This window comes from Gordonia sp. LMA167, from assembly GCF_058130025.1.
Window position 1 is genome coordinate 4610056 of record NZ_CM176708.1, and the last position, 24678, is coordinate 4634733.

The window sequence follows — 24678 nt, forward strand, 5'->3', positions numbered from 1 at the left end:
GCCGCCAGGCTCATCATCTAAAGTGGACTGTCGCAGCCGCCGCCGATGCGCGGAGGTCGCAGATGCCCTCGTAGCCCAATTGGCAGAGGCAACGGATTCAAAACCCGTCCAGTGTGAGTTCGAGTCTCACCGAGGGCACCATGCAGTCGCAGGTCAGAGCCATTTCTGGCCTGCACTTCTTGTTCGACGGCACGCCGGTAACCGCTCCACGCGCCCGAACTCGATGCTGTTGCTTCTCAGGCCTCAGCCAAGGAGATTGACCGCGTTGGCGACCACGAGGCTCAGGATCACGATCGACAGCATCGATTGCACCGCCATGGCCAGCTTCGCCCACCGGGCCAGCGGCATCACATCAGTGGGGCTGAAGGCGGTGGCGTTGGTCAACGCGAGGTACAGGTAGTCGAAGAAGATCGGCCGCCACCCGGGTGGCGCGAGGCCGGGGTCGAGTTGCTGAGGAAACGCCAGATCGGGGTGATCACGGGGCCGCAGATGCCTGTTGACGGGTCCCCCGTTGTCGAGCTCCCAGTACAAGAAGCCGAACGCGATAATGGTCTGCAGCCACACCAGAGCTCCGGAGATGAGCAGTTCATTCGCTACGGTCGTCTGCGGGTTGCCGTGCACCAGGTCCCAGACGAGGCGTGCCGAACCCCATGCGGCGCCGGTGGCGATCGCCGCGACGAGTGCGAGCGACAGAGCACGGGCCCAGGGTCCGGGCCGATCGATGCGACCGGGATCGACGATGATCAATGTCAGAAGTACGCAACCCTCGATCGCCGGAAGGAACCAGTCTGTACCCGGCGAGTACCGCGCGGGGAGCAGGAACGGCACCATCATCGACACCACGACGAACGCCGATGCGGTCCACCGCCGTTCGGCTCGGGGTCGGCGACCAGCCGAGACGCCGTCACTGCCCATCACGGAATCCCCCTGAAATCTCTACCTCGCGTACATCTTCAACGCCTCACGCGAGGTCGACGATGGCGCCGAGGACGAGGCCGATGTGCCCGATGATTCGTCGCCCGAGGCCGAGCATGCGGAGACGATCAGCCCGACCGCCGCGCCGATCGTTCGGGGGTACAGGCCAATCAGCGCTTGACGGCTCATACCCTGGAACGGTACGGAGTCACGCAGGAAAATGTGAGGCCATTCATATTTGCGCGATGACAGGTAGGGAAAACGCGGCCGAGACCCATGGTCACGCATTCCTCGACCCAGCGGCTCGACAGCGGAATCACCTATCGGCGAAAGAGTTTGTTACCCAACCACACCAGCGGATCATAGTGACGATCCACAACCCGTTCTTTCATCGGGATCAGCGCATTGTCGGTGATCTTGATCTCCTCGGGACACACCTCCGTGCAACACTTAGTGATGTTGCACAAACCCAAACCGTGTTCGGACTGGGCCGAATCGCGCCGTTCCGCCACATCCAGTGGATGCATGTCGAGCTCCGCGACGCGCATCAGGAAACGTGGCCCGGCGAAGTTCTGCTTGTTCTCCTCGTGGTCGCGGACGACGTGACAGGTGTTCTGACAGAGGAAGCACTCGATGCATTTGCGGAACTCCTGCGACCGCTGCACATCGACCTGCTTCATTCGGTACTCGCCGGCCTTCAGACCTTCCGGCGGTGTGAACGACTGGATTTCCCGGGCCTTCGTGTAGTTGAACGAGACGTCGGTGACCAGATCTCGGATCACCGGAAAGGTCCGCATCGGGGTGACGGTGATGACCTCGTCTTCGGTGAATGTCGACATTCGGGTCATACACAGGAGTTTCGGACGACCGTTCACCTCCGCCGAGCACGAACCGCATTTACCGGCCTTACAGTTCCAGCGCACAGCCAGGTCGGGGGCCTGGGTTGCCTGCAGCCGATGGATGATGTCGAGCACCACCTCACCGTCATTGGCCAGAACTGTGTAGTCCTGGAGGCCACCGTCTTCGGTGTCACCACGCCATACCCGGAACTTCGCGTCGTAGCCCATGTCAGCTCTCCTTGTCGCCCCCGGCGTCGGGGTGGCCGGCGATCTCATTGGCGGTGTAGTACTTCTCGAGCTCGGAGAAATCGAATACCTCCAGCAGGTCCGGGCGCATCGGGGTCTGTTCCTCCTTCACCACGGTGACCTCAGGCACCGGTGAACCATCACCCAGGTCGGCGGTGCAGACCAGCAGTGTGTTGCGCCAATTCGCGTCCATCGCCGGATGGTCGTCGCGGGTGTGACCACCACGACTCTCGGTGCGCAAGAGTGCCGCCTTGGCGACACATTCGCACACCAGCAGCATGTTTCGCAGGTCGACCGCGAGGTGCCAACCAGGGTTGAATTGCCGATGACCCTCCACCTGCATACCGCCCAGTCGGGCTCGCATGTCCGCGAGTGCAACGATCGCCTCTTGCACCTCCGCCTCTTTCCGGATGATGCCGACCAGGTCGTTCATGAACTGCTGCAGTTCGGTGTGAAGCGTGTAGGGATTCTCCGGCTTGCCCTCGGCGGGAGGATCAAAGGGTGCCAACGCGAACGCCGCCGCCCGATCGATGTCGTCGGCGGAGACCTCGGGCCGGGTGTTCAGCGATTCGACATACGATGCCGCCCCGAGGCCGGCCCGCCTTCCGAACACCAGGAGATCAGACAACGAGTTGCCGCCCAACCGATTCGATCCGTGCATCCCGCCGGAACATTCACCGGCGGCGAACAGACCCGGTACGCGCGATGCCCCGGTGTCCGGATCGACCTCGATCCCGCCCATCACGTAGTGACAGGTGGGACCCACTTCCATGGGTTCGGCCGTGATGTCGACGTCGGCAAGTTCTTTGAACTGATGATGCATCGACGGCAGCCGCCGGACGATCTCGTCGGCCGGCATGCGGGAGGCGATGTCGAGATACACACCGCCGTGTTCGGTGCCGCGGCCGGCCTTGACCTCTTCGTTGATCGCCCGGGCGACCTCGTCGCGTGGGAGCAGGTCGGGTGTGCGGCGGGCGCTGTCATTGTCAGCGAGCCACTTGTCGGCCTCCTCCTCGGTTTCGGCGTACTGGCCCTTGAACACCGGCGGAATGTAATCGAACATGAAGCGCTTACCGTCAGTGTTCTTCAGGACACCACCGTCACCGCGAACACCTTCGGTCACCAGGATCCCTTTGACGCTGGGTGGCCACACCATCCCAGTCGGATGGAACTGGATGAACTCCATGTTGATCAGGCTCGCACCGGCGCGCAGGGCGAGTGCGTGACCGTCGCCGGTGTACTCCCAGGAGTTCGACGTCACCTTGAACGATTTACCGATACCGCCGGTGGCGAGCACCACCGCCGGGGCCTCGAACAGGACGAAACGGCCTGATTCGCGCCAATACCCGAACGCTCCGGCTATCGCATCACCGTCCTTGAGCAACTCGGTGATGGTGCATTCTGCGAACACCTTGATACGGGCCTCGTAATCGCCGGTGGCGGCGTAGTCCTCCTGCTGCAGCGAGACGATCTTCTGCTGCATCGTCCGGATCAGCTCCAAGCCGGTCCGGTCGCCGACGTGGGCCAGCCTCGGGTAGGTGTGACCACCGAAGTTGCGCTGGGCAATTCGCCCGTCCTCGGTCCGATCGAACAGCGCGCCATAGGTTTCCAGCTCCCACACGCGGTCCGGTGCCTCTTTCGCATGCAGTTCTGCCATGCGCCAGTTGTTCAGGAACTTGCCGCCACGCATGGTGTCTTTGAAGTGTGTCTGCCAGTTGTCCTTCGAGTTGGCGTTGCCCATCGACGCGGCACAACCGCCCTCGGCCATCACGGTGTGGGCCTTGCCGAACAACGACTTGCACACCACTGCGACCGAATAGCCCTTTTCGCGCGCCTCGATGACCGCGCGTAGCCCGGCACCACCGGCACCGATGACGACGACATCGTATTTGTGGCGTTCAGGTTCGGTCATCTATGAGAAACCCCCAGCGTGAAATCGTTTGCGCAACATGAGTTGCGGACATGACAGCGGATCAACCCACGAATCGCAGGTCAGAGATTGTGTTGCTGGCGACCAGCATGATGTAGAAATCGGTGAGCACCAGTGTGCCGAGCGTGATCCAGGCGAACTGCATATGCCGGGTGTTCAGCTTCGAGACCTGCGTCCAGACCCAGTATCGGATCGGATGCGCCGAGAAGTGCTTGAGCCGACCACCTGTGACATGCCGGCACGAATGACACGACACCGTGTAGGTCCACAGCAAGATCACGTTCACCAGCAGGATCACGTTGCCCAGGCCGAAACCGAACCCGCCGTCCTTGCCGTGGAACGCCATGATGGCGTCGTAGGTGTTGATCAGCGAGACGATCACCGCCACATAGAAGAAGTAGCGGTGCACATTCTGAATGATCAGCGGGAGTCGGGTCTCCCCCGTATACCGACTGTGGGGCTCCGCCACTGCGCATGCCGGCGGCGAGAACCAGAAGGAACGATAGTAGGCCTTGCGGTAGTAGTAGCAGGTCAGCCGAAAGCCGAGCAGGAATGGCAAGACCACGAACCCGAGTGGAATCCACATCGGGAGTTCCGGGAACGGAGTGCCGAAATGGCTCGATCCCGGCACGCAGGATTCGCTCAGGCATGGCGAGTAGAACGGTGTCAGATAGTGGTAGTCGGCAACCCAGTACGCGCTGCGCACAAACGACCGCACGGTCGCGTAGACGATGAATGCAGACAAACCGAGCACCGTCAGCAGTGGCGACACCCACCACCTGTCCACCCGAAGGGTTCGCGCCGCGATGCGCGCCCGTCCCGGAGAAAAGACCCCGGTATTCTCCCGCTCAGTCGCGGGGGCGCTCACTTGGTTCGCTCACGCGAGTGGAAGCCCAGCCCTTCGTCTTGCGCACCGAGCCACGCGGACTCGTCTGACTTGCTGTCGGGTACGTAGATCACATCGTCTTTGCTCTTCACCCGCAGTAGCGGTGGTGGCTTGTGCTCGAAGTCGTGCAGGTCGATCTCGAGCCGGTCGAGGTCGTTGGTCATCCGGCGGACGGCATCGACATCCCCGTATCGCGCCTTCAGGGTGACGATGTGATGCCGCAGCACCGCGATGCTGCGGTGGAGTTCCTTCATCTCGACCGTTGCCATGGCGCTCCCTCCAAGACCAATGTGATACTCACCACAGTACCGCCGAGGCCCCCTCAGTCAACGACTTTGTCCGAACGTGTCGGGTAGCCGTTGGAGTTGGCACGAGAACTTGCGTCGTCATGCAGACACTGGTTCGAATTGCGCGAGCATCGCCGCGAGCGCCGCCTGATCGGGGCCGACAAAGGGGTTCGACTGCGGCGTCCGAAGTACGTTGTCGAGCACAGTGGCGGTTGATCGTGCCGGAGGCAGATGGCTGCTGAGAATCCATGACGGGTCCATTCGCCGAACATCGGTGAGCATCGCGGCGAACCGATCCGGAGCGACCTGGTGAATCCAAGGACTGTCGATGCCGGCCCATAGCACTTGCCGCTCTTCGAGTTCCGCCGACGGCACCTCGGCAACGTCCGGAACCGCGGCGTGCTCCGGCGTCGCCATGACGGCGCCGAAGCAGTCGGATGAGAACGCGATCCCTGTGCTTGTGTCGAGAAATCCGGTGGTGGCCGGGTTGTCGAACAATGGTGGACGGAACGCGGCCAGAGTCCGGTCGCCGACGTCGATTCTCTGGCCCGGGTTCAGCAGGTAGACCCGGTCCATCGGGAGCGGCCGTTCCGTGGCCAGGATGCCCACGCTGAGGAAGGTGGTGATCACCCGCGCCTCTGGCGCGGCGTCGAGGAGGTCGTAGAGCCCGCCGGTGTGGTCTCGATCTGGGTGGGTGAGCCAGATCCACCGGACGTCGGCCGGTTCGATCACCGATGACAGCGTGGCGAGAAAGTCGCGGTCGGGCAAGCTCAAGCCCGTGTCGACGACGACCGGCTGTCCGGCGTGAAGCACGAATGCGTTGACCGGTAGATGCCCGATACCGGGCACCTCCATCTGATCGGCCAAGACCGTGACGTCCGTGCCTATGTGGTGAATGTCCATGACGATTCCTTGTGCGTCAGAAGGGAACTTGGGTGGAGAGGAGGCCGGTTCCGGGCGCTCGCCCGGACAGAATGCGGGTGAACTCGATCGCGTCGAGTTCGATTTCAGGACCACCGTGCCCATGTGACCAGTGGCCGCCGGCCGGGCCGGCCAGGTGCAGGGTGAAAGGCTGTGTGTGCCGAGATGCCCATTCCGCGACAACGTCGGCCACGAGTACACCGTCGTGCTCGGCGGTCAGCACGTGCTCGGCGCCGGTGGCCCGGCAGATGTCGATACGGTGCATCCACGGGTCTCTGGTGAGGATCACGTCGACGAGGTAACCGATCTGCCACTGCTCGGTCTCGCCGTCGACCTCGGGCGGATCGACCATCGGACGCCGCCGGATGAATCCGGGCGTGCGCCTGCGGCCGGTCACCGCCTTGGGGGCACGCTCAGCGAACCGATCGACGATCTGCGCAGGCGCCATGTCGACACGTTCGGCGACCTGCAACGCCGTGAGCGCATCGATGAAGACTCCCGTGGACCGTTGTCGTCGGGCCTTGCGCGTCTGGCGGAGTTGTTCCCGGATTGACGCGGACATCTCGACCATGCCCAGCATGTGCGCCGCAACATCACGCACGGTCCAGGCAGGGCAATCGGTCGGCGCCGACCATTGATCCGGCTCGAGCGACCCGAGCAGGTCGGCCACACGCTCATATTCGGTCGTGGCCATCCGGAGGGCGGTATCGCGATCGAGTGAAGGCGATCGGAGGTCCGGCAGGTTATCGAGGTCGTTCATCTTCGGCTCCTGAGCGATTCGGAATCGGGTATGCCCGTTGCGTGACAGAACATGTCCACGATGCGGGGAAGTTGTCGACGCCAGCGATCGCCGCCGGGATCGTTGGCGATCTGTTGGCTGACGACGCCGGCCGAGAGCGCGGTCCACAGGTCCAAGTCGTCTGGATCTGTGACCCCGGCGGCGGCCATGTAGCCCCGAAAGCGGTCGTACTGGTGCAGTGACACCGAATACGCGGCGTCGCTGGGAGTGAATCCGGGCAGAGTGCGCTGGAAGAGCAACTGGTGTCGTGCCTCGTCGGCAGTGGCGAAGTCGAAAAACGCTTCCGCGACGACCAACAGCATCGCGCGGGGCTCCTCCGGCAGCGACACAGTCGCGAACGCTTCGTCCATCTGCCGATACCCGTCGGCGAACATGGCATCGAACACGGCGTTCTTCGATTCGAAATGGGTATACAGCGATGGTGGTCGCATCCCGATGCGATCCGCGATCTCGCGCAGCGTCACCGACGCGAGCCCCTCCGAGTGCGCTATGTCCCACGCGGTCTCGACAATCTCGCGCCGGGTTGCCTCACGTCGTTCGGCACGCCTATCACGATTAGGCTTTCCGTTCATGGTTAGGATTGTGATCCTCGACACAGCAGTTGTCAACAGGTCCGCGCTGTTCAGACTGAGACGTCACTCGGTCTCGTCTCGTTCGCGTCGTCTGCGGTTGCGCATCCGTTCTTGTCGTCTGCGGTTGTGTTTGGCTGCCAGTCGGGTGATCGGTCGGGTGGGTGGGGTCGGGGGTGGGGTCGGGGCGTCCGCCGATCCCGCCGGTGCGCCGGGTGGGTCCGGGGGTTGGAAGCGGACACGCCGAAGCCCGGGGAACAACGGTTCCATGGTGTTGGGGTCACCCGCGATGACCAGGCCTTCGGGGGTGGTGAACTCGGTACGTAGCCGGCCACACCGGTCGCGGTACTGGTCATCGATCCAGGTGCCGAACGTTTTGATGAGGTGGAAGAACCGGTCTTTGATGTTCAGATTCTCCGGCACCGTTTGCCCACCCGCGGCGGGGTGGGTGTGGTCGTATTCGGCGACATGCTCCACATCAGCCCCCGGAGCGAACGCCGCGGTGTCGTTGCCGGGCACCACGCTGTAGCCATCCCGAATCCGGATGTAGGTATCCAGCGCGGTCGAGGGCCGGTACGGGTTCGACGGCAGATGCGCCGGCAGGGTGTAGGTGCCGTCCGGATTCTGCGGGGTGCCCGTGGGCACCAGAGGTTTGACGATCGCGTCCGGACGCGCCGCCAACTCGCGGACGTGCTCATCAGAGATCACTCCGTGCCCGGCCATCCACCCCGCATGCGCGGCGTCACCGGTCAGAGTGGATTCGTCGCAGACGACGTGGATGACGATCGTGGCATCCACCGGCGGCACCGTACCCGGTTCCGGGATCTGGGCGGTGCAGTCCTCGCGCCCACACCGGCACTCGAACCGGGTTCCGGACAGCAACGCGAACATCGCATCCGACGCGCGTTGCTGCGTGGTGCGCGGATCGTGCGCACAGGCGGCCGCAGCCAACGCGGTGACCGCGGCGGCGGCGGCAATCCGCACATTCTCCGCCGCCATGCTCGCGGTGATCTGGCCCATGCCGTCGGGTTGAGGGGTGGTCCACATACGCCGCTGGGCCAGGGCGCGGCGGCGGTGTTCGCGCACCGCGTCGGGGTCGTGGCGAAACACGATCCGATCGACCATGTCGCGCAAGCGTTCGGCCGACCAGGCGCCGCGGTGCAGGTCGAGTTCGGCGGCGATCTCGGCATCCACGTCGGGCATGGCGTTCTGCCCGGTGAGGAGGTCGGTGCGGGCGATGATCGAGGCCACCCGCGCCGGCGAGATCTGGCCCTGGCGCAGCCGTTCGGCCACCTGGGGGAGCCGATCACGCAGGGCCAGTGCCTCACGCACCAGCTGTTCGGCTGTCGTCTGGGAGATGCTCAACGCCAACGCGATCCGGGCGGCGCAGTCGGCGAACCCGTCGACCACCAACAGATCGTCGGGGCGCGGCTGTTCACCGACCACACGCTGGTGTAGTTCGGCGGCCAGCTGATAGTTGTGCCAGGCCAGATACGCCACACCCCGCTGGGTGGCGGCCATCGACCCCAACAGGTCGTTGGTGTCGGCGGCGGCGATGTCCTCGGCGTGCAGACCGCCGGTGAAGATCGGCGCCAGGTCGGGCCATGGGGAGGCCTCACCCCACCACGACGACAACGCCCAATCCGAACCCGAACCCGACACCACACAACACCTTTCAGAGAGATGGACACGGCGAAACCACACGTCCCACATATCTCTGAAAAGTGACCGACCCCCTACAGGGCCGATCCGGCATCACATCACTGCTTCGATTTCGCTGGTTACCAATCTACGACATCGGTCCGACAAGAATGATCGACGCAGGTCAGGGCGGGTATCGGGGTCTCGATACGCATCCTCGCCTAGCGGCTCGCAGGCTACTCGACCAGCGGAAAAGGTGCCCCTCGCCCAGCGAAGCGGTACCCCTCGCCCAGCGAAGTGGTGCCCCTCGCCCAGCGAAGTGGCGCCCCTCGAGCAGGGGAAAGGGGCGGACCCTACCGCGGATCGAGTAGCCGACGAACGTAGTGAGGAGGCGTATCGAGATCGACCAGCGAGGACGCGACGCGCAAGCCCTCACTCTGCCGCGCGACGGTACCGCTCGACGAATCGACGCAGGATCGCCGCCGGATGCCGCGCGTCGCGCTCGCGAGCGGCGATCTTCAGTGAGTCTGCCTCGTCGGGGGCGAAATAGCCGAAATCGCGGTAGACGTCGATCCTGGTCGACAAGCTGTCGGCGTCGAGTTCGGGATGGAACTGCGTGGCATAGACGTTGGCGCCCACCCGGAACGCCTGAACCGGGCACTGGGCGGAGGACGCGAGATGAACTGCGTTGTCGGGCAACGTCGTGGCGGCCTCCTTGTGGCCCCCGTAGGCGTCGAAGGTGTCGGGAACATCGGCGAACAGGGGGTCGCGCCGACCCTCCCTGGTCAGGGTGACGCTCACCGCACCAACCGGTTCGCCGAATGTTCGGTCGATGGTCGCGCCGATCGCAACCCCCAGGGTGCCCACCCCGTAACAGCAACCGAGAAAAGGATAGTCGGCGTCGACGACCCGGCCCACCAGGTCCAGGAGCTCGTCCTCCACGCGCAGCTGGGTCGAGGTCTTGGACTCCACGGGATCGCTCGCGTTGAACGGGCCGCCGCCGAGGATGATGCCGGACCAGTCGAGCAGATCGATGGATCCGAGCGGACGCTGCGTCAGATTGACCGCGTGCAGCTCTGTGGGCGCCAACCCGCCGAGTCGGAGCACCGAGTGGTGCTCGTCCTCGGCCGCCTCCGGTTCAGCACGAACGGACAACAGCAGGAAAGGCAGGTGTCCGGGCACGTGAACCTCCTCGCCGACGTGCGCGGTCATCGCGGGAACGCGGCCACCATGGCTTCCACGGCGGCCTTACCCGCCTCGTCGACGGTGAGACTCATGATCGACGACATGGCGAGCAACACGGTGAACTGGCGCGGATTACGCGGCTTGCCGAACATCGAGGTCTTTTCCTTGATCTGCAGTTCACGAAAAGTCGAGACAGGGTTGCGGGCCGCCTCGTCCTTGCCGTGATGCCGGAACTTCGACACGGTCGCTCCGTCGAACAGGATCGACTCACCGTCAGCTCCACGTACCTCGGTCATCGACGTCTCGGACATGCCCACCTCTCGTCGGCGACATGTTATCCCGAAATCACGTGTTTGCTCCTGCTTCCGAGCGTTGTCGGATGACCGATGCCCACCGCTCGACGTCCGCCCAGTCGCGATGGTCGCCTGGCCGCGCGCCCATCAGTCCCATCAGCATCCGGGTCGTCAGTTCGGGCGGACGCCCGAATCTTCCGGCGAACGGGTGGTAGTCGACTGCCGCCAGGCGGTCTCGCATCGTCGCAATCGCGGGCGGAACCTTGGTGCGGAAGATCGCGCCGACCGGACCCCGCAGTGTCGGCCCCATGCCCAACGAGAACAGCCATACGGGGCGAAGACGGAGTTCATCCAGGTTGTCGTCGACGAAAGCGTCGAACTCGGACAACAACGCACCATTGTGGATCGGGCTGCCCGCCACGACGACATCGAAGGCGGCCGGATCGGGCCGATCAGCAACCGGCACAACGCTGACGAGCATCGATGCATCCCGCAGGTACTGACCGAGGCGCTCGGCCACCTCTGCGGTCGACCCGTCTGCGGTGGCGTAGGCCACGAGAACGTTTGTGCTCATTCTGCGATCGTCGCGCACCCGGTCAGTCGTGGGAAGGGCCCAACGTCACCTCTGCCGCTCTGGTCCGAGGTCCCCTGAGTGCGGAAGCGACGGCGGCACAGACCGACAGTGCGATCGAGACCGCGAACACCACCACGAGTCCGTCGTGGAACGGCCCGGACAGCAGGTTCGGAAAGAAGGTGTGACCGGTCAGGTGGTCGACCTGAGCGGCGGTGAGGCTGTCCAGCGTCCCCGTTCCCGACAGCAGGTGCTCCACGGGGTTCACACCCAGCATCGCCGAGAAGAGCGACGCCACCGGCGGCAGATGAGCGACATCGGTTGCCACGCCGGCCGAGACGCCCTGCTGTTGGAGACCCGCCGACATCGCCTCGGGCAGGTTTGCCGACAAGCCGACCACCATGAGCGAGAAGAAGACCCCGATCGACAGTGCGGTACCGGAATTCTGGAACGTCGCGCGCATCCCCGACGCGACACCGCGGTAGCGGGCCGGCACGCTGCTCATGATCGACGACGTGTTGGGCGCCGCGAACATACCGGTGCCGATGCCGTTGATGGCGATCAGGATCGCGAATGCCCAGTACGGGAAGCTGATCGGCAGGAACAGCAGCCCGACGAAGCTCGACCCGAACACGACCATGCCCACGGTGGCGAATCCCCGCGCGCCGAAACGGTCGGACATGGCACCGGTCAACGGCCCCGACACGAAGAAACCCAACGTCAGTGGCAACATGAAAATGCCTGCCCACAAGGGGGTGTCGGCGTAGTCGTAGCCGTGCAGTGGCAACCAGATGCCCTGCAGCCAGATGATCAGGATGAACTGCAAACCGCCTTGCGCGAGCGATGCACACAGCGCGGCGGCGTTGCCGGCGCTGAAAGCACGGATGCGGAAGAGCTCGAGCTGGATCATCGGCTCGGCGACCCGCTTCTCGATGAACACGAACGCGACGAGGAGCACGATGCCGGCGGCGAGCAGCCCGAGGGTGATCGGGTCGGCCCACCCCATCGTGTGTCCGCCGCGCGGCTGCAGCCCGATGGTGATGGCGATCAGGATCGCCGACAGCCCCACAGCGAACGTCCCGTTGCCCCACCAGTCGATCCGGCCGGGGTGCCGTTCCCCGTTGTCACGCAGCTTGAGATAGGCCCACAACGTGAAGAAGATCCCCACAGGTACGTTCACCCAGAAGACCGCCCGCCAGTCCCAGGCCGCCAGTAACCCACCGAGCACCAGCCCGGTCAGCTGACCCGCCAGCGCGGCAACCTGGTTGAGGCCCAGCGCAAATCCACGACGGTCGGCCGGGAAGGCGTCGGTGAGGATCGCCGCCGAGTTGCCCGTCAGCATGGATCCGCCGAGGGCCTGCAACACCCGCCACGCGATCAGCCACACGGCCGCGCCCGACGCATGAAATGGGTCGAACGACAACAAGATCGATGCCACGGTGAACACCGCGAATCCGGCGTTGTAGATCCGCACCCGACCGAACATGTCGCCGAGCCGGCCCAGCGTGGTCACGGCCACCGCCTGCACCAGCCGATAGCCCATGATCATCCAGAGCAGGTAGCCGATGTTCTCGGCCGCGAGCGGATCGAGCCCGATCCCCCGGAAGATCGCGGGTAGGGAGATGATGACGATCGAGCCGTCCAATGCGGACATGAAAACCGCCGCGGTGGTGTTCGACAGGGCAACCCAGCGGTAGTGATCGTTCGGCGCGGCCGAGCCCGCCTCGGGAGACGGCCGCGTCGACGTCGCGGTCACAGGGCCGCCCGCAAGCGGTCGAGCAACGGAAGAGCGGCCGCGAGGGTGGTGATCTCGTCGTCGGTGAGCGCCACCGTCATCGCATCTGCGATGGCATGGGTCCGTTGGTTGCGGCGTCCCGTCAGCGCCTCGAGCCCCTTCGGAGTGAGGGTCAGCACGATCCGGCGACCGTCGGCCGGATCCTGGGCGCGATCGATCAATCCGCGCTCCTGCAATCCGGCGATCGTGACCCCCATCGACTGCGGGCTGATCTGCTCACGACGGGCGAGGTCGGCCGACGAGCTCGGACCGTCACGGTCCAGGCGTGCGAGCACCATCATCTCCGGGACGCTCGGATCGTCGGGGTCGCGGTGCTGGCGCAACTGGCGCACCAGCGCACCGACGGAGAGACGCAGTTGGGATGCCACGTCCAGCACGTCGAGATCGCCCATGATCGTCAACTTACACTTATCAGTCTTGATTGACTAATTTGTCTCGGGGCGTACAGTCGGTCTGGCCTTGCTGTCGGAGTAGGTTTGCAGACCAGGAGGATTCATGCGTCTCACCAAGCACACCCACGCCACCGTCACCCTCGACAAAGGCGACGGCATCGTGCTGATCGACCCCGGAAGCCTGACCCCGAACACGCCGGATCTGCTGGCGCAGGCTGATGCGGTACTCATCACGCACGAGCATTTCGATCATTTCGACGCCGACGCGATCCTGAACGCTATGACTGATCGGCCCGAGCTCCACCTGTACGGACCGGCCGCGGTCACCGGCGCGCTGTCCGACGTCGGAGACCGGGTGCACGCCGTGTCGACCGGCGACTCCTTCAGCGTCGCCGGGTTCGATGTCCAGGCGTTCGTCGCCGACCACGCGATCATCCATCCCGAGATCCCGATGGTCGACAACGCCGGATTCCTCATCGACGGCAGCGTCTTCCATCCCGGCGACGCGTACCTGAACCCCGACCGTAAGGTCGACGTGCTCCTGCTCCCGATCAGCGGCCCGTGGATCTCCACCGAACAGGCCATCGACTACGTGCGAGCGCTCGCCCCGCAGAAGATGATCGCGATCCACGACATCATGCTCAGCGACACCGGCAAGGCCACCGCGGGCATGTTCCTGGGCGAGAACTCGCTCACCAAGACACCGATGGAGGTGTTGGAGCTGGGCGAGGTCCGCGAGTTGACCCCCGCGAGTTGACCTCCCGCGAGCTGACCTCCTGCGTGCTGAGATCGGGTCCGACGAGCGACGGCATCACCCGCCGTCTGGGGTGACGAGCCCGGTGCGCAACGCATACAGGCTCGCGCCCACCCGATTCGACGCACCGATCTTGACGTAGGTCCGCTCGACGTGATTGCGGACAGTCTTCTCGCTCAACACAAGTCGCTCCGCGATATCCCGGTTCGACAGCCCGCGGGCAACCAGGCCGAGAATCTCGGCCTCCCGGGGCGTCAGCGAGTCGTCGCGGTGGATGCGCGCACGGCGGTGGCCGGCCGCGGCCAGCACAGCCTCCACACAGTCACGGTCCAGGGCCTGCCCGTCCGCGCGTTGTTTGAGCCGCTGCACGGCTTCCTCTGGGCGCAACGCCTCCCGGTAGGGCCTCGGCTCGAGTGCGGACTGATAGGCGACGGCTGCCGCCAGCAACCTTTGTGTCCTTCCGAGTGCCGCTCCCCCGATCCCCAGCGGATACCCGCTGCCGTCCAGCCGCTCGTGGTGGGCGCGGGCGATCGCGGCCACGTCGCCCAGTCCCGCGATGCGCGTGAGCACGCGATCGGTCAGATACGGGTGCATCCGAACCCGTTCCCACTCGGCACCGGTCAACTCGCCGGGTTTGGACCAGATCTGATTCGACACACCGATGCGTCCGACGTCGTGCAGGTAGCCGGCACGACGCACTGCATCGGTGTCCGGTCCGCCGAGCCCCAGACGCACCGCCGCAGATTCCGCGAGCGCGGCCACTGATCGGGAATGGCCGAGCGCAAAAGGACACTTGAGGTCGACAAAGTCTCCGACAGCGATGAGCAGGGCGTCGAGACCGGGACCGTCCAAGCGGACCTCCGAGTCGGGGGCGAGATCCAGGGCCACTCTCCACGGATCCTCTGCCGGCGTCGCGAACAGGTCCTCGGCCTCTTCGACGAACACGTCGACGACCGCCGGGTCGAAGTGGCCCCCGCGCCTGCTGCGCGCCATCGCCACCGCGCCGTCGATACCGTAAGTGCGTTGGTGGACCTCGACCATGTCGGCCAGCTGGGCGACCCGCATCTCGATCGGGATGCCGTCGCCCGACGCACCGCTCGGCATGCCGCCCCCGTCATAGCGTTCGAAGGTGAACGCGATCGCGTGCTCGACCTCCGAACCGAGCCCGATGTGGCGGGCGAGGGCCGCCGCCGACATGCAATGGGAGTGGACGAGGGCCGCGATCTGTCCGCGGGCATCGCGGAACAGGGTCGCCATCGTCTTGGCCCGCTGACCCATCGGCTCGCCACGGCCGACATTGCCGAGCAGGAACCGAAGATAAGGCAGCCCCGACCAATCCACGAGATACGAATCCCGACGAACCGCGATGTCGTCGCCGAACCACCGCGCGTACTCCTGGGAGTCGGCATGACAGCCGATCCACATGACCAGCGTGGCGTAATAGACGGTGGCCCGTTGAGCCGTGGTGAGCCCCAGCCGGTCGGACAACCGACACGCGATGATCGCCGACCGGAGCATGTGCTCGGCAGGTTGGCCGAGCCCGAGGTCGATGGCGACGGAGAGCCCGGCCAGTACCTCCACGCGCCGCGGCAGCGGAGATGGCCCGGTCATCAGCTCATTCTCGCCCCCACGCCGTCCGGTGTCAGTCACCCGACGATGCACGTTTCGCGGATCAGACACGGCGATCAGGCGCGGTGGCGCAGACCGGGCACGAGCATCGGCACCCGTCGGCGGTACGCCGAGTAGTCATTGCCGAACGCACTCACCAGGTCCCGTTCCTCCAAGTGGATTCCGACGAGGATGAATCCGGTGGTGGCACCGGCGAAGACGAGGTGACCGACTGTCATCGTCGGAGTCACCCAGAAGGCGATGAGAAAGCCCAGATAGATCGGGTGCCGGACGATTCCGTACCAGAGCGGCGTGACGAAGCGGTACGGCGGGGTCGTGCGCCCCCGAGCGTTGGCGACGACTTGCCGCAGTCCGAACAGATCGAAGTGGTCGATCAGGAACGTCGACGTCAGGACGAGGAGCCATCCGGCCAGCGACACCGCGATGAGCAGGCCCGACATGATTGTTCCCGACACGTCCCACAGCGAGGCGGTGATCGGGTGCCACCACCACATCAGCGCGGCGAGGCAGACCGTCGCGGCGAGCACGAACGTGCTCCTCTCGATCGGTGCGGGCACGATGCGCGTCCACCATCGCTTGAAGCCGGCGCGGGCCATCACGCTGTGCTGCACGGCGAACAGCGTCAGCAGCAGCAGATCCACCACCAACGCGATCCCGACCGAGGTGATCGGGCCACCCCGGTCGATGGTGCGCGGCACCAGGTCGACCTCACCGAGCGTGAGATGGATGTCCTCGACGAAGGCGATGGCCCACAGGAAGACCACCAGAAACAGCGTGTACGCACCGGCACCGTAGATCAGGCCGGCCACCCGGCCGGTGATCGCGGCGCCCGCCCGGTTCTCGACGGTGGTCATCGGGCGGCCTCCGCGTGCGATGTGGTGCCCGCATCGTGCGCGGTGTCGCCCGGCGTGAACCGGGCACGGCCGACGAAGAAGATCCCGCGCTGGGGAAGCCACAGGTCACCGAGCCGGGCCTGCTCCGCCAACGGCGCAGGCGTCCCGAGATCCTCGCCGCGATAGGTGGCCGAGCTCGCCGCCACCCGCCAGACCTGCAGCGGTGCGGCCTTGAAGGTCTGCCCGTTCGGCGTACGACCGCACAGACGCACCCGGCCCGAGCGCAGCATGACGGCGGCCATCGGTCCCATCGACCCCAGCACCGTCCTGCTGGTCCACGCCCGGGTGGGCATCGCAGAGCTCATCGCCGTCATCACGGTTGTCGCCGGCGAGGCGGAGACCTCGATTCGCCAGTACACCTCGTCCTCGAGCGTCACGTCGAGCACGGACTCATCGATCCAGGACACGTCGATGCGTCCGGCCGTTTGCACGGTCGCACCAGCGCCGAAATAACGGGGGCAGCTCACCTCCGGGGCAGCATTCGTGTGAATTGTCCAGTGTCCGTGTGGGTCCCGGTGCCATATCGTCGTGTAGGCCGGTCCGATCGAGCTGGCGAGCATGTCTCGCATCGCGAGGTAGTGGCCTGAGGCGAAGGGAATCCCCATCACCCCGTAGCCGCTGAAGCGTTCGTCGGGTCCATTCGGAAGGTCAGGGTCTGCATACAGGGCGTCGACCGCCCCCTGGGGTGTGTGAATGTTCATGACGTCAGTCTCGAACCGGGACCGCCACCGGCGCGTGGGGCATCTGCCTCACTTTTGTCGCGGCTCGTCGTGCCCGATGAGGGGCTGCTACGGGGACCAGGTGGTCACCGTTGCCTATCTCCTTTCTGATCTGGACCCGTGTGGGCAGTCAGAGGGATACGATCCGACACACCGGGCGTGTTTGTCGGACACGCCCGTATTGAGACTCAACAACTCAAGAACGGGCACTCTAGTAGGGAGCGTCATGTCCACCAATACGGCTGCCGCAATCGTCGAGAACGTCGGCGGCGCGGACAACATCGCAAGCCTCACCCATTGCGCGACACGGTTGCGCTTCCAGTTGGTCGACGCCTCCGGCGTCGACCAAGATGCGTTGGAGACGATCGACGGCGTGATGGGGGCGGTCCCGCAAGCGGGCGACCGCTATCAGATCGTCATCGGCGGTGCCGTGCAGACGGTTTACAACGAGATCATGGCGCTGCCGGGGCTGGGCGGCGGTCCCACCTCCGCCGCCGCGATCAAGGCGGCCGAACGCGCGAAGGGGCCACGGGGCAAGTCGGCCTGGCTCGACTCGCTCTTCGAATACCTGTCCGATTCGTTCCGCCCGATTCTCGGCGCACTGCTGGGCGCGTCTCTGTTCATCACCTTCATGTCGTTGATGAGCACGCTCGACGTGATCGGCAACTGGGCCGATCCGCGTACCGAGTTGTCGCCGTCGTGGCAGTTCGTGAATCTCTGCTGGCAGTGTGTGTTCGTCTTCCTGCCGTTGATGATCGCCTACAACGCATCGAAGAAGCTGAACGCGGACCCCTGGGTGGGCTTCGCGATCATGGCCGTGCTGATGCTCCCGGGATTCAGCGCGCTCATGGACCAGTCCACTCAGCACACGATCTTCGGGTTCGAGGTCAACACCGTCGACATCTTCGGCATCCCGTTGACGGTGTTCGACTACAGCTCGCAGGTCTTCCCACCGCTGCTGATGGCCGCGGTGCTCGGTCCGCTGTACAAGGGCCTCAAGAAGATCATCCCCGAGAACGTCCAGCTGATCTTCGTCCCGTTCCTCGCGATGCTGATCATGATCCCGCTGACAGCCTTCATCATCGGGCCGATCGGTGTCTACGTCGGCGCCGGTCTGGCCGACATCCTCAAGTCGATCAACGACTTCTCGCCGTTCATCTTCGCGATCGTGATCCCACTCGCCTATCCGTTCATGGTGCCGCTGGGTCTGCACTGGCCGATCAACGCCATCATGCTGCTCAACATCCAGACGATCGGCTACGACTTCATCCAGGGCCCCATGGGTGCGTGGAACTTCGCGTGCTTCGGTGCGACCGCGGGTGTCCTGCTGATCGCCTGGCGGGAACGCGATATGCAGATGCGCCAAACCGCGACCGGAGCCCTGGCCGCCGGTCTGCTCGGCGGTATCTCCGAACCATCGCTCTACGGCATCCATCTGCGCTTCAAACGGATCTATCCACGAATGCTCGTCGGCTGTTTCATAGGCGGTCTCATCATCGGAATCGGCGGCGGCGTGACCACCAACGCCTTCGTGTTCACCTCCCTGCTGACCATTCCGGCCTTCGACAGCATCATCCTGTACGGCATCGCGGTGGCGGCGGCGTTCATCGTCGCGATGATCCTCGTGGTGTTGTCGGGCTATCGCACCCCCGAGCAGCAACAGCAGTTCGAGGCTGCGCGGGATGCCGGCCTGGAACATGCCGGGGCGATCCCGATCGACGATTCTGCCGAAGCGATCGCCGCGGCGGCCGCGATCGCGCAGGCCGAGCGGCGCAGCGCCGGCGCGGGCACCGCAACGGCCACGGCCACCGCCACCGCGGAAGCACCAGCGGTGACGAGTACGGCCACGGGCGTCGTCACCGAGATCGGCTCACCGCTGGACGGGAAGGTCGTGGCCCTGAGCGATGTCCCGGACCCGGTGTTCGCCAAGGGGACCATGGGCGGCGGCGTCGCGATCGAACCGTCGGGAGACACCGTGTTCGCTCCGGCCAACGCCATGGTCGTGGCGGCCCAGCCGACCGGACACGCCTTCGGGCTGGTGCTCGACGGGGGCATCGAGTTGCTCATCCACGTCGGCATCGACACGGTCCAACTGAAGGGTGAGGGATTCGACGTCAAGGTCAAGGCCGGCCAGAAGGTCGAGGCGGGCACACCGCTGGTGACCTTCGACCGCAAGGTGATCGAGGCGGCCGGCTATCCGCTCATCACCCCGGTCGTCGTGATGAACACGAAGAAGTTCGCATCGGTCGAGAAGATCGCCGACGGCGACACCTCGGTCGGAACACCGGTCATCGCAGTGGAGGCCAAGCCGAAGGCCTGACGGTCATATCCGCAGGGATTCGAGCACGAACTGGCGGACGCGGCCGGCCACGCCGGCCGCGCACGTCGAGTGCAGGGGATCCGAGAGTCGCTCGGCGAGAATGACCTCGATGCTCCCCTCATCGCCGTCGAGGACGACGTGGATCCGGTGATCGGCACGCCGGACATCGCTCGGGGCGAGTGTGTCGATTCGATCGTCGCCGGTGTGCTGCCGCACGAAGTGCTGTGCGGCCTGGACGGCGTGCGGCAGCGAGGTCCGTCCCCGCAAGAGCGCATTTTCCACCCGCCCCTCGCGGTACAACCGGATCAGGTCGGCCGGGTCTGCGGCGGAATCGACTCGGCCATAACACAGTCCATGTGGCAGGACGAGCATCGTCGCGGCGAACCGGTCCCCGCCGAGATGCGAGCACTCCCACGTCCAGTCCGGAAATGCCGCCGCGATCGCGGCGGTCGCCGCCCGGCCCCGCACGGCACAACATTGGTCGTGCTTACCGTGGGCGCACACCGCGACGACGGGTTCCGTGGTGACGTCACCATCGGAACCATCGAGTGACAGGTCGAGCAGATCCGCGGGACCGGCCACCTCGCCGTGATGGATGGTCTCCGAACCGGGCCGGGCGTCGGCGATGTACCAGCGCCACCGAGGCGTCTGCGGACGTCGTCCCGGTCTGCGGATCGCGACGATCCGCATGCCTTCGGCCTCCACCCGACGCACGATGGCGCGCCCCAACCCGGGCTCGATGATCTTGGGCGACTGCAGAAAGACCGACGGCCCCCAGGGGCCGGACAACTCGAGCAGCACCCAGCGCGCGCCGGCCGACGCGGTGCCGTACATCGGATCGTCGCGGTCCCGGGCTTCGTCGCTACACGGTCGACGATCGGTCATAGGTGCTCCGACGGCGCAGAATCCGCGAGCACCACCACAGCCTCACGCAGCAGCCGGCGGAGCAACACCAGCCCGTCGGCGGCGTCGAGGCCGGGCACGGTGTCTGCGGTGACGAGGGCCCCGCGATAGACGGCGTCGACGGCGGGCGCGCAGCATCCGGGAAAGCTGATCGTGCGATCGGCAAGTCGTAGGTCGACGCGATCGGAGCCACGGTTCACCTGTGCGATCAGGCCATGTCGCCAACGCACCGGCGTGGACGCGTCCAGGGCCCTGATCGCGTCCGTTGTCGCCAGCGGCCTGACCGGGTCCGGCCGCGTGCGATCCGCGAACCAGTTGGTCAGTCGGGCGGCGGCGCGATGCCCCAGATCGTCTGGCGCAGTACGGATCACGTCGACCACCTCGGACAAAGTGGTCGCCACGACCGCCGACGTCGCGTCAGGGTCGCCCAGGTCCAGCGGTATCGGCAGCGGCGCCCGCAGACAGTCGATCTCGGCAAGCTGCTCGACCAGCGCGCGGAGCACGTCATACTTCGTGACCGCCGCGACCCCGATGGTGAGGTGAATCGACGTCTCCCCCATCGAGCGCGCGGAGTGGATCCAGCCCCGCGGGAGGTACAGGGCGTCGCCGGGCGAGAGCACGGTGTCGATGACCGGCGCTTCGCACACCCGGTCGTCGATGGCGCCTCGATGAGACGTCCACGACGTGCCGGCGAGCGGATCCCGGTGCACCGGCTCGTGGATGGTCCAGCTCTTCGGCCCGCTCACCTGCAGGACGAAGACGTCATGCACGTCGTAGTGCGCATCGAAACCCCGGCTGCCCGGTGGAGTGATGTAGGCGTTGGCCTGGACCGGATGACCGAGCGCGTCGACCATCCCGCGGACGAAGTCGATCACCGGCGGCCACAGCCGATGCAGACCCTGTAGCACGATCGTCGATCCGTCGGCGAACTGTGCGAGAACCTTTGCCGAATCGACCTGGTCGCCGATCTCGGAACCGAAGCCGGCGGACCCGGCGAAGCAATCCCGGCCCAGGAGGACACCCTCCTTGGCCATCCGGATGAAAGGGGTGCGTACGCCCCGCCGGGTGAGGAGTTCGTCGACCGTATCGGGCGACAACAGGTCACCGAAGTCACGGGGCAACGACTCGGCGCGGCTGAGCATCGGCCGGCGACCCCAATGATCTCGTGCGAACGAGTCGGGGTCGCCGGATATCAGTCGGCCCAGCGTGGCGCGGCCCTCACGCCGTGCCGTCGGCGCCTCCGTCGTGCCCACCGGGGTTCGAGCCGCCATCGGCCGGCCCCTCGCCGGCAGACCCGTCCGCGCCCCCGTCGTGTCCGTCCGGATTCGAACCACCGTCGGCCGGACCTTCTCCGGAGTCGGCCGTGCCATCGGCGCCGCCGTCATGCCCGCCCGGATTCGAACCGCCATCCGCGACGCCTTCTCCGCCACCGCTGGAGGTGGTGATGTCCTCGTCGTCGAGTGCCATCATGGACTCCTCTCGTCTTTCGTCGTCTGGAGCCTTGTCGCCGAAACCGGTGTCCGGTAACCGCACGGCTCCTGACTCCACTATGGACAGAACGGGGCTCGGTTACCCGTGATTCGCCGGATCGAAACCCGACGATCTCGGTCGGCACGACATACTCTTACCGGGTGCGACGCTGGGGCGTTCTGATCATTCTGTGTGCAGCTCAGTTCATCATGGTGCTCGACACGACCGTGATGAACGTTTCGGTATCGAGTGTCGTCGTCGACCTCGATACGACCATCACCCAGGTGCAGTTGGCGATCACGCTCTACACCCTGGTGATGGGTTCGTTCATGTTGTTCGGCGGACGTCTCGGCGACATCTTCGGACGGCGCCGGGTGTTCTCGGTCGGATTGCTCGTCTACGGATTGGGCTCGCTCATCACGGCCTTCAGTCCCAACATCGGAGTCCTGTTGTTCGGGTGGTCGTTCGTGGAAGGCGCCGGTGCGGTGTTGGTGATGCCGGCCATCATCTCGCTCACCGCCACCAACTACGACGGCAAGGATCGGGCCACCGCGTACGGCGCGTTGGGTGGCATCGCCGCGGCCGGCGCGGCAGCCGGCCCGCTCATCGGCGGCTGGGTCACCGAGACCCTCACGTGGCGAGTCGTCTTCGCGGCGGAGACGGTCGTCTGTGTGGTGATCATCCTGTGCGTACGTGCCATCGCCGACACCGCCGTGTCGACGTCGCGCCGCCTGGACTGGATCGGTACCTTCCTCTCCGCATTGGGCCTGGGGCTGGTCGTCCTCGCGCTGCTGAAAGCCGGGACGTGGGGGTTCATCCGGCCGTCCGGGGCGTTGACCATCGCCGGCACCGAGATCACGCCGTTCGGCTTCTCGATCGTTCCGTTCATGATCGCCGCGGGGATCTTCATCCTGATCGGCTTCATCGACTGGGAACGTCATGTCATCTCCGCCGGGCGGGTTCCGTTGATGCATCCGCCCCTGCTGCGCACCCTCCAATTGCGCAATGGCCTGGTGATGCTGATCGCCCAGCAGGCGATCATCGGCGGCATGTTCTTCGTGATCCCGATCTACCTGCAGTACGTCTTGTTGCAGAACGCGTTCGAGACGGGCCTGAAACTGGCACCGATGTCGGTGGCGATGCTGATAGCGGCGTTCTCGAGCCCGAAACTCGCCGCGACACAATCCCCGCACCGGATGGTCAACATCGGCCTCGTCCTGGTCATCGTCGGGTCGTGCTTGTTGATCACGACGATCGAACCCCAGTTGGACAGCGTGGTGTTCGCCGTGGGCATGGCTGTGTTCGGAGCCGGATTCGGTTTCATCGCCTCACAGTTGGGCAACGTCATCATGTCGTCGGTGGGCGACTCGGACCGGGGCGAGGCGGGCGGGTTGCAGGGGACGGCCCAGAACATCGGTACCTCGGTCGGGGTCGCCATGCTGGGCGCGTTGCTCATCGCATCACTCAGTGCGGGCTTCAACGAAGCGGCGCAAGCCGATCCGAACATCTCGCAGCAGACCAAAACCCAGATCGCCGAAGCGTCGGCCGACGGCATCGACATCCTGAGCAAGGATGATCTCGACGCGATCGTCGAGCAGCACGGGATCGCCGCCGCCGAGGCCGATTCGCTCGTCCAGCACTACCTCGACGCGCAGATCATGTCCATCAAGAAGTCGATCCTGTTCGCCGTCTTCCTGGCCGCTCTCGGCCTCGTGATCGCACGGCGGCTGCCCCGTGTCCCGGGCGCCGAACTGGGCGCCCCGGACACGGCGGCCGCGGGATCTCCGGATCCGTGACGGTCAGCTGCCGAGCAGCTTCGCCTTCTGCGCTGCGAACTCCTGCTCGGTCAAGATGCCCTGCTGATAGAGCGCACCGAGTTCCTTGAGCTGCTCGATGGTGTCCTGTTGGGGAGCCGCGGCGGGAGCCGGAGCCGCCACGGGCGCGGGGGCCGGGGCAGGCTGGGCATAACGCTGCTGATTATCGTATTCCTGTTGCGCCCAACGGTTCGCCTGTCGGCGCGATACACGGTTGCTGACCGACGTCGCGGTTCCGGCGATGACGGCGGTACGAGCGGCGGCGCGGATGAGTCCGGGCATTGAGATTCTCCTTACGGGGTGATGACGGCTGTGTGACGATGTCCGTCCGAGGTCTTCGTCGAGCTCAGGCCTCGGATCGGTCGAGAGCTTCGACGATGTCCTCGAACGGGATCCGGCCGGTGGCGACCATCTGGGCGCCGTTACGCCTCAGCGCCGCGGCAAACGGTGCCGCCCAGGCGTTTTCATACACGATGACCGCAGCCGCGGTGCCCGGCTCCAGAACCGATGCCGCTTCGGCGATGTCATCGGTCTCGAGGAGATTCGCCGAGGCACCCTCGAGGACGGCGAACTCCGCGCCGAGGCGGTCGATCTCGATCTCCGTGATGGTCCCGTCGGCTTCCTTCATCACGAAAGCCAGGTCGATGATACGGATGATGCCCCGTTCGACGAGGTCGATCAGGTACGGGATCGCCTCACCACTGGGCTGCTTGTCGGGCCACTCCAGAACCACATAATCGATGGGCCCGAGCTCCTGGACGGATTCTTCGGTCATTCGGCATTCCTCGCTGCGTCGCGATTGACAGGGGGTGGCCGATCGGCCCCGACAAAGAGCGACAAACGAGCGTCGGGTCACAACCGTCCGAGTTGATCGTAGTGTGATCACGGGTCGTTGTGTCGCGTCCTG

At 65.3% G+C, this 24678-nt stretch carries 25 protein-coding genes and 1 tRNA gene; 4 read left to right on the forward strand and 22 right to left on the reverse strand.

Features of this window, described 5'->3' with window-relative positions; all coding sequences use genetic code 11:
• The first annotated feature begins 64 nt into the window (after positions 1–64).
• Positions 65–141 (forward strand) — tRNA-Leu (locus ACVT6V_RS20955).
• Positions 142–243: 102 nt separating this feature from the next.
• Here the strand turns inward: ACVT6V_RS20955 and ACVT6V_RS20960 are convergent.
• The 14 genes from ACVT6V_RS20960 to ACVT6V_RS21025 form a co-directional block, all read right to left on the reverse strand.
• A complete protein-coding gene (locus ACVT6V_RS20960) occupies positions 244–915 on the reverse strand; it encodes a hypothetical protein (protein WP_489896037.1) in 672 nt (223 codons plus the stop codon).
• 320 nt (positions 916–1235) lie between these two features.
• Positions 1236–1982, reverse strand: a complete 747-nt coding sequence (locus tag ACVT6V_RS20965; protein WP_489896038.1) for a succinate dehydrogenase/fumarate reductase iron-sulfur subunit — start codon at positions 1980–1982, stop codon at positions 1236–1238.
• A 1-nt stretch (position 1983) separates the two neighbouring features.
• Positions 1984–3912 carry a fumarate reductase/succinate dehydrogenase flavoprotein subunit gene (locus ACVT6V_RS20970; protein WP_489896039.1) on the reverse strand — a complete coding sequence of 643 codons (1929 nt, stop codon included), beginning with the start codon at positions 3910–3912 and terminating at the stop codon, positions 1984–1986.
• A gap of 61 nt (positions 3913–3973) precedes the next feature.
• Positions 3974–4798, reverse strand: coding sequence for a hypothetical protein (locus ACVT6V_RS20975; RefSeq protein WP_489896040.1), 825 nt, complete (start codon positions 4796–4798; stop codon positions 3974–3976).
• A complete protein-coding gene (locus ACVT6V_RS20980; RefSeq protein WP_489896041.1) occupies positions 4795–5085 on the reverse strand; it encodes an Rv0250c family protein in 291 nt (96 codons plus the stop codon). The genes ACVT6V_RS20975 and ACVT6V_RS20980 overlap by 4 nt, the downstream gene beginning before the upstream one ends.
• Positions 5086–5202: 117 nt before the next feature.
• Positions 5203–6006 carry an MBL fold metallo-hydrolase gene (locus tag ACVT6V_RS20985; RefSeq protein ID WP_489896042.1) on the reverse strand — a complete coding sequence of 268 codons (804 nt, stop codon included), beginning with the start codon at positions 6004–6006 and terminating at the stop codon, positions 5203–5205.
• A gap of 16 nt (positions 6007–6022) precedes the next feature.
• A complete protein-coding gene (locus ACVT6V_RS20990; protein WP_489896043.1) occupies positions 6023–6718 on the reverse strand; it encodes a maleylpyruvate isomerase family mycothiol-dependent enzyme in 696 nt (231 codons plus the stop codon).
• A 62-nt stretch (positions 6719–6780) separates the two neighbouring features.
• Positions 6781–7395 (reverse strand): TetR/AcrR family transcriptional regulator, encoded by a 615-nt coding sequence (locus ACVT6V_RS20995; protein WP_489896044.1) that lies wholly within the window; start codon positions 7393–7395, stop codon positions 6781–6783.
• Between the two features lie 63 nt (positions 7396–7458).
• On the reverse strand, positions 7459–9054 hold the full coding sequence (locus ACVT6V_RS21000; protein ID WP_489896045.1) for a DUF222 domain-containing protein: 1596 nt from the start codon (positions 9052–9054) through the stop codon (positions 7459–7461).
• A 411-nt stretch (positions 9055–9465) separates the two neighbouring features.
• Positions 9466–10245 carry a glutamine amidotransferase gene (locus ACVT6V_RS21005; RefSeq protein ID WP_489896046.1) on the reverse strand — a complete coding sequence of 260 codons (780 nt, stop codon included), beginning with the start codon at positions 10243–10245 and terminating at the stop codon, positions 9466–9468.
• Positions 10242–10529: a hypothetical protein gene (locus ACVT6V_RS21010; RefSeq protein WP_489896047.1), complete on the reverse strand. Its 288-nt coding sequence runs from the start codon at positions 10527–10529 to the stop codon at positions 10242–10244. The genes ACVT6V_RS21005 and ACVT6V_RS21010 overlap by 4 nt, the downstream gene beginning before the upstream one ends.
• Positions 10530–10563: 34 nt before the next feature.
• Positions 10564–11085, reverse strand: coding sequence for a flavodoxin domain-containing protein (locus ACVT6V_RS21015; RefSeq protein ID WP_489896048.1), 522 nt, complete (start codon positions 11083–11085; stop codon positions 10564–10566).
• A 22-nt stretch (positions 11086–11107) separates the two neighbouring features.
• Positions 11108–12838, reverse strand: coding sequence for an MFS transporter (locus tag ACVT6V_RS21020; protein ID WP_489896049.1), 1731 nt, complete (start codon positions 12836–12838; stop codon positions 11108–11110).
• Positions 12835–13269: a MarR family winged helix-turn-helix transcriptional regulator gene (locus ACVT6V_RS21025; protein ID WP_489896050.1), complete on the reverse strand. Its 435-nt coding sequence runs from the start codon at positions 13267–13269 to the stop codon at positions 12835–12837. Before ACVT6V_RS21025 ends, ACVT6V_RS21020 begins: the two co-directional genes overlap by 4 nt.
• 103 nt (positions 13270–13372) lie before the next feature.
• Between ACVT6V_RS21025 and ACVT6V_RS21030 the strand changes: the two genes are divergently transcribed.
• Positions 13373–14026 (forward strand): MBL fold metallo-hydrolase, encoded by a 654-nt coding sequence (locus ACVT6V_RS21030; protein ID WP_489896051.1) that lies wholly within the window; start codon positions 13373–13375, stop codon positions 14024–14026.
• A 54-nt stretch (positions 14027–14080) separates the two neighbouring features.
• Here ACVT6V_RS21030 and ACVT6V_RS21035 read toward each other — a convergent pair whose 3' ends face one another.
• The 3 genes from ACVT6V_RS21035 to ACVT6V_RS21045 all read right to left on the reverse strand — a co-directional run bounded on the left by ACVT6V_RS21035 (position 14081) and on the right by ACVT6V_RS21045 (position 17246).
• Positions 14081–15634: an HD domain-containing phosphohydrolase gene (locus ACVT6V_RS21035; protein ID WP_489896052.1), complete on the reverse strand. Its 1554-nt coding sequence runs from the start codon at positions 15632–15634 to the stop codon at positions 14081–14083.
• Between the two features lie 74 nt (positions 15635–15708).
• Entirely contained in the window at positions 15709–16506 is a 798-nt protein-coding gene (gene mddA, locus ACVT6V_RS21040) for a methanethiol S-methyltransferase (protein WP_489896053.1), read from the reverse strand.
• Positions 16503–17246 (reverse strand): hypothetical protein, encoded by a 744-nt coding sequence (locus ACVT6V_RS21045; RefSeq protein ID WP_489896054.1) that lies wholly within the window; start codon positions 17244–17246, stop codon positions 16503–16505. Before ACVT6V_RS21045 ends, mddA begins: the two co-directional genes overlap by 4 nt.
• Positions 17247–17490: 244 nt before the next feature.
• On the opposite strand from ACVT6V_RS21045, the gene ACVT6V_RS21050 reads away from it, so the two are divergent.
• Entirely contained in the window at positions 17491–19584 is a 2094-nt protein-coding gene (locus ACVT6V_RS21050) for a glucose PTS transporter subunit IIA (protein WP_489896055.1), read from the forward strand.
• A 3-nt stretch (positions 19585–19587) separates the two neighbouring features.
• Here ACVT6V_RS21050 and ACVT6V_RS21055 read toward each other — a convergent pair whose 3' ends face one another.
• The 3 genes from ACVT6V_RS21055 to ACVT6V_RS21065 are packed head-to-tail and all read right to left on the reverse strand — an operon-like array spanning position 19588 to position 21954.
• Entirely contained in the window at positions 19588–20469 is an 882-nt protein-coding gene (locus ACVT6V_RS21055) for a ferredoxin family protein (RefSeq protein ID WP_489896056.1), read from the reverse strand.
• Positions 20466–21758, reverse strand: a complete 1293-nt coding sequence (locus ACVT6V_RS21060) for a cupin domain-containing protein (protein WP_489896057.1) — start codon at positions 21756–21758, stop codon at positions 20466–20468. The genes ACVT6V_RS21055 and ACVT6V_RS21060 overlap by 4 nt, the downstream gene beginning before the upstream one ends.
• Positions 21706–21954, reverse strand: coding sequence for a BatC protein (locus ACVT6V_RS21065; protein WP_489900925.1), 249 nt, complete (start codon positions 21952–21954; stop codon positions 21706–21708). Before ACVT6V_RS21065 ends, ACVT6V_RS21060 begins: the two co-directional genes overlap by 53 nt.
• A 164-nt stretch (positions 21955–22118) precedes the next feature.
• Between ACVT6V_RS21065 and ACVT6V_RS21070 the strand changes: the two genes are divergently transcribed.
• Positions 22119–23753 carry an MFS transporter gene (locus tag ACVT6V_RS21070; RefSeq protein WP_489896058.1) on the forward strand — a complete coding sequence of 545 codons (1635 nt, stop codon included), beginning with the start codon at positions 22119–22121 and terminating at the stop codon, positions 23751–23753.
• A 3-nt stretch (positions 23754–23756) separates the two neighbouring features.
• On the opposite strand, the gene ACVT6V_RS21075 is transcribed toward ACVT6V_RS21070, so the two are convergent.
• Positions 23757–24053, reverse strand: a complete 297-nt coding sequence (locus ACVT6V_RS21075) for an SHOCT domain-containing protein (protein WP_489896059.1) — start codon at positions 24051–24053, stop codon at positions 23757–23759.
• Positions 24054–24117: 64 nt separating this feature from the next.
• Complete coding sequence (locus ACVT6V_RS21080) at positions 24118–24546, reverse strand: DUF6325 family protein (protein WP_489896060.1); 429 nt, start codon at positions 24544–24546, stop codon at positions 24118–24120.
• Positions 24547–24678 lie beyond the last annotated feature (132 nt).

Coding starts and splice junctions, on each gene's coding strand:
- ACVT6V_RS20960 (WP_489896037.1), bottom strand. CDS start 915: ATGGGCAGTGACGGCGTCTCGGCTGGTCGCCGACCCCGAGCCGAACGG.
- ACVT6V_RS20965 (WP_489896038.1), bottom strand. CDS start 1,982: ATGGGCTACGACGCGAAGTTCCGGGTATGGCGTGGTGACACCGAAGAC.
- ACVT6V_RS20970 (WP_489896039.1), bottom strand. CDS start 3,912: ATGACCGAACCTGAACGCCACAAATACGATGTCGTCGTCATCGGTGCC.
- ACVT6V_RS20980 (WP_489896041.1), bottom strand. CDS start 5,085: ATGGCAACGGTCGAGATGAAGGAACTCCACCGCAGCATCGCGGTGCTG.
- ACVT6V_RS20985 (WP_489896042.1), bottom strand. CDS start 6,006: ATGGACATTCACCACATAGGCACGGACGTCACGGTCTTGGCCGATCAG.
- ACVT6V_RS20990 (WP_489896043.1), bottom strand. CDS start 6,718: ATGGCCACGACCGAATATGAGCGTGTGGCCGACCTGCTCGGGTCGCTC.
- ACVT6V_RS20995 (WP_489896044.1), bottom strand. CDS start 7,395: ATGAACGGAAAGCCTAATCGTGATAGGCGTGCCGAACGACGTGAGGCA.
- ACVT6V_RS21005 (WP_489896046.1), bottom strand. CDS start 10,245: ATGACCGCGCACGTCGGCGAGGAGGTTCACGTGCCCGGACACCTGCCT.
- ACVT6V_RS21010 (WP_489896047.1), bottom strand. CDS start 10,529: ATGTCCGAGACGTCGATGACCGAGGTACGTGGAGCTGACGGTGAGTCG.
- ACVT6V_RS21015 (WP_489896048.1), bottom strand. CDS start 11,085: ATGAGCACAAACGTTCTCGTGGCCTACGCCACCGCAGACGGGTCGACC.
- ACVT6V_RS21025 (WP_489896050.1), bottom strand. CDS start 13,269: ATGGGCGATCTCGACGTGCTGGACGTGGCATCCCAACTGCGTCTCTCC.
- ACVT6V_RS21030 (WP_489896051.1), top strand. CDS start 13,373: ATGCGTCTCACCAAGCACACCCACGCCACCGTCACCCTCGACAAAGGC.
- ACVT6V_RS21035 (WP_489896052.1), bottom strand. CDS start 15,634: ATGACCGGGCCATCTCCGCTGCCGCGGCGCGTGGAGGTACTGGCCGGG.
- mddA (WP_489896053.1), bottom strand. CDS start 16,506: ATGACCACCGTCGAGAACCGGGCGGGCGCCGCGATCACCGGCCGGGTG.
- ACVT6V_RS21045 (WP_489896054.1), bottom strand. CDS start 17,246: ATGAACATTCACACACCCCAGGGGGCGGTCGACGCCCTGTATGCAGAC.
- ACVT6V_RS21050 (WP_489896055.1), top strand. CDS start 17,491: ATGTCCACCAATACGGCTGCCGCAATCGTCGAGAACGTCGGCGGCGCG.
- ACVT6V_RS21055 (WP_489896056.1), bottom strand. CDS start 20,469: ATGACCGATCGTCGACCGTGTAGCGACGAAGCCCGGGACCGCGACGAT.
- ACVT6V_RS21060 (WP_489896057.1), bottom strand. CDS start 21,758: ATGGCGGCTCGAACCCCGGTGGGCACGACGGAGGCGCCGACGGCACGG.
- ACVT6V_RS21065 (WP_489900925.1), bottom strand. CDS start 21,954: ATGGCACTCGACGACGAGGACATCACCACCTCCAGCGGTGGCGGAGAA.
- ACVT6V_RS21075 (WP_489896059.1), bottom strand. CDS start 24,053: ATGCCCGGACTCATCCGCGCCGCCGCTCGTACCGCCGTCATCGCCGGA.
- ACVT6V_RS21080 (WP_489896060.1), bottom strand. CDS start 24,546: ATGACCGAAGAATCCGTCCAGGAGCTCGGGCCCATCGATTATGTGGTT.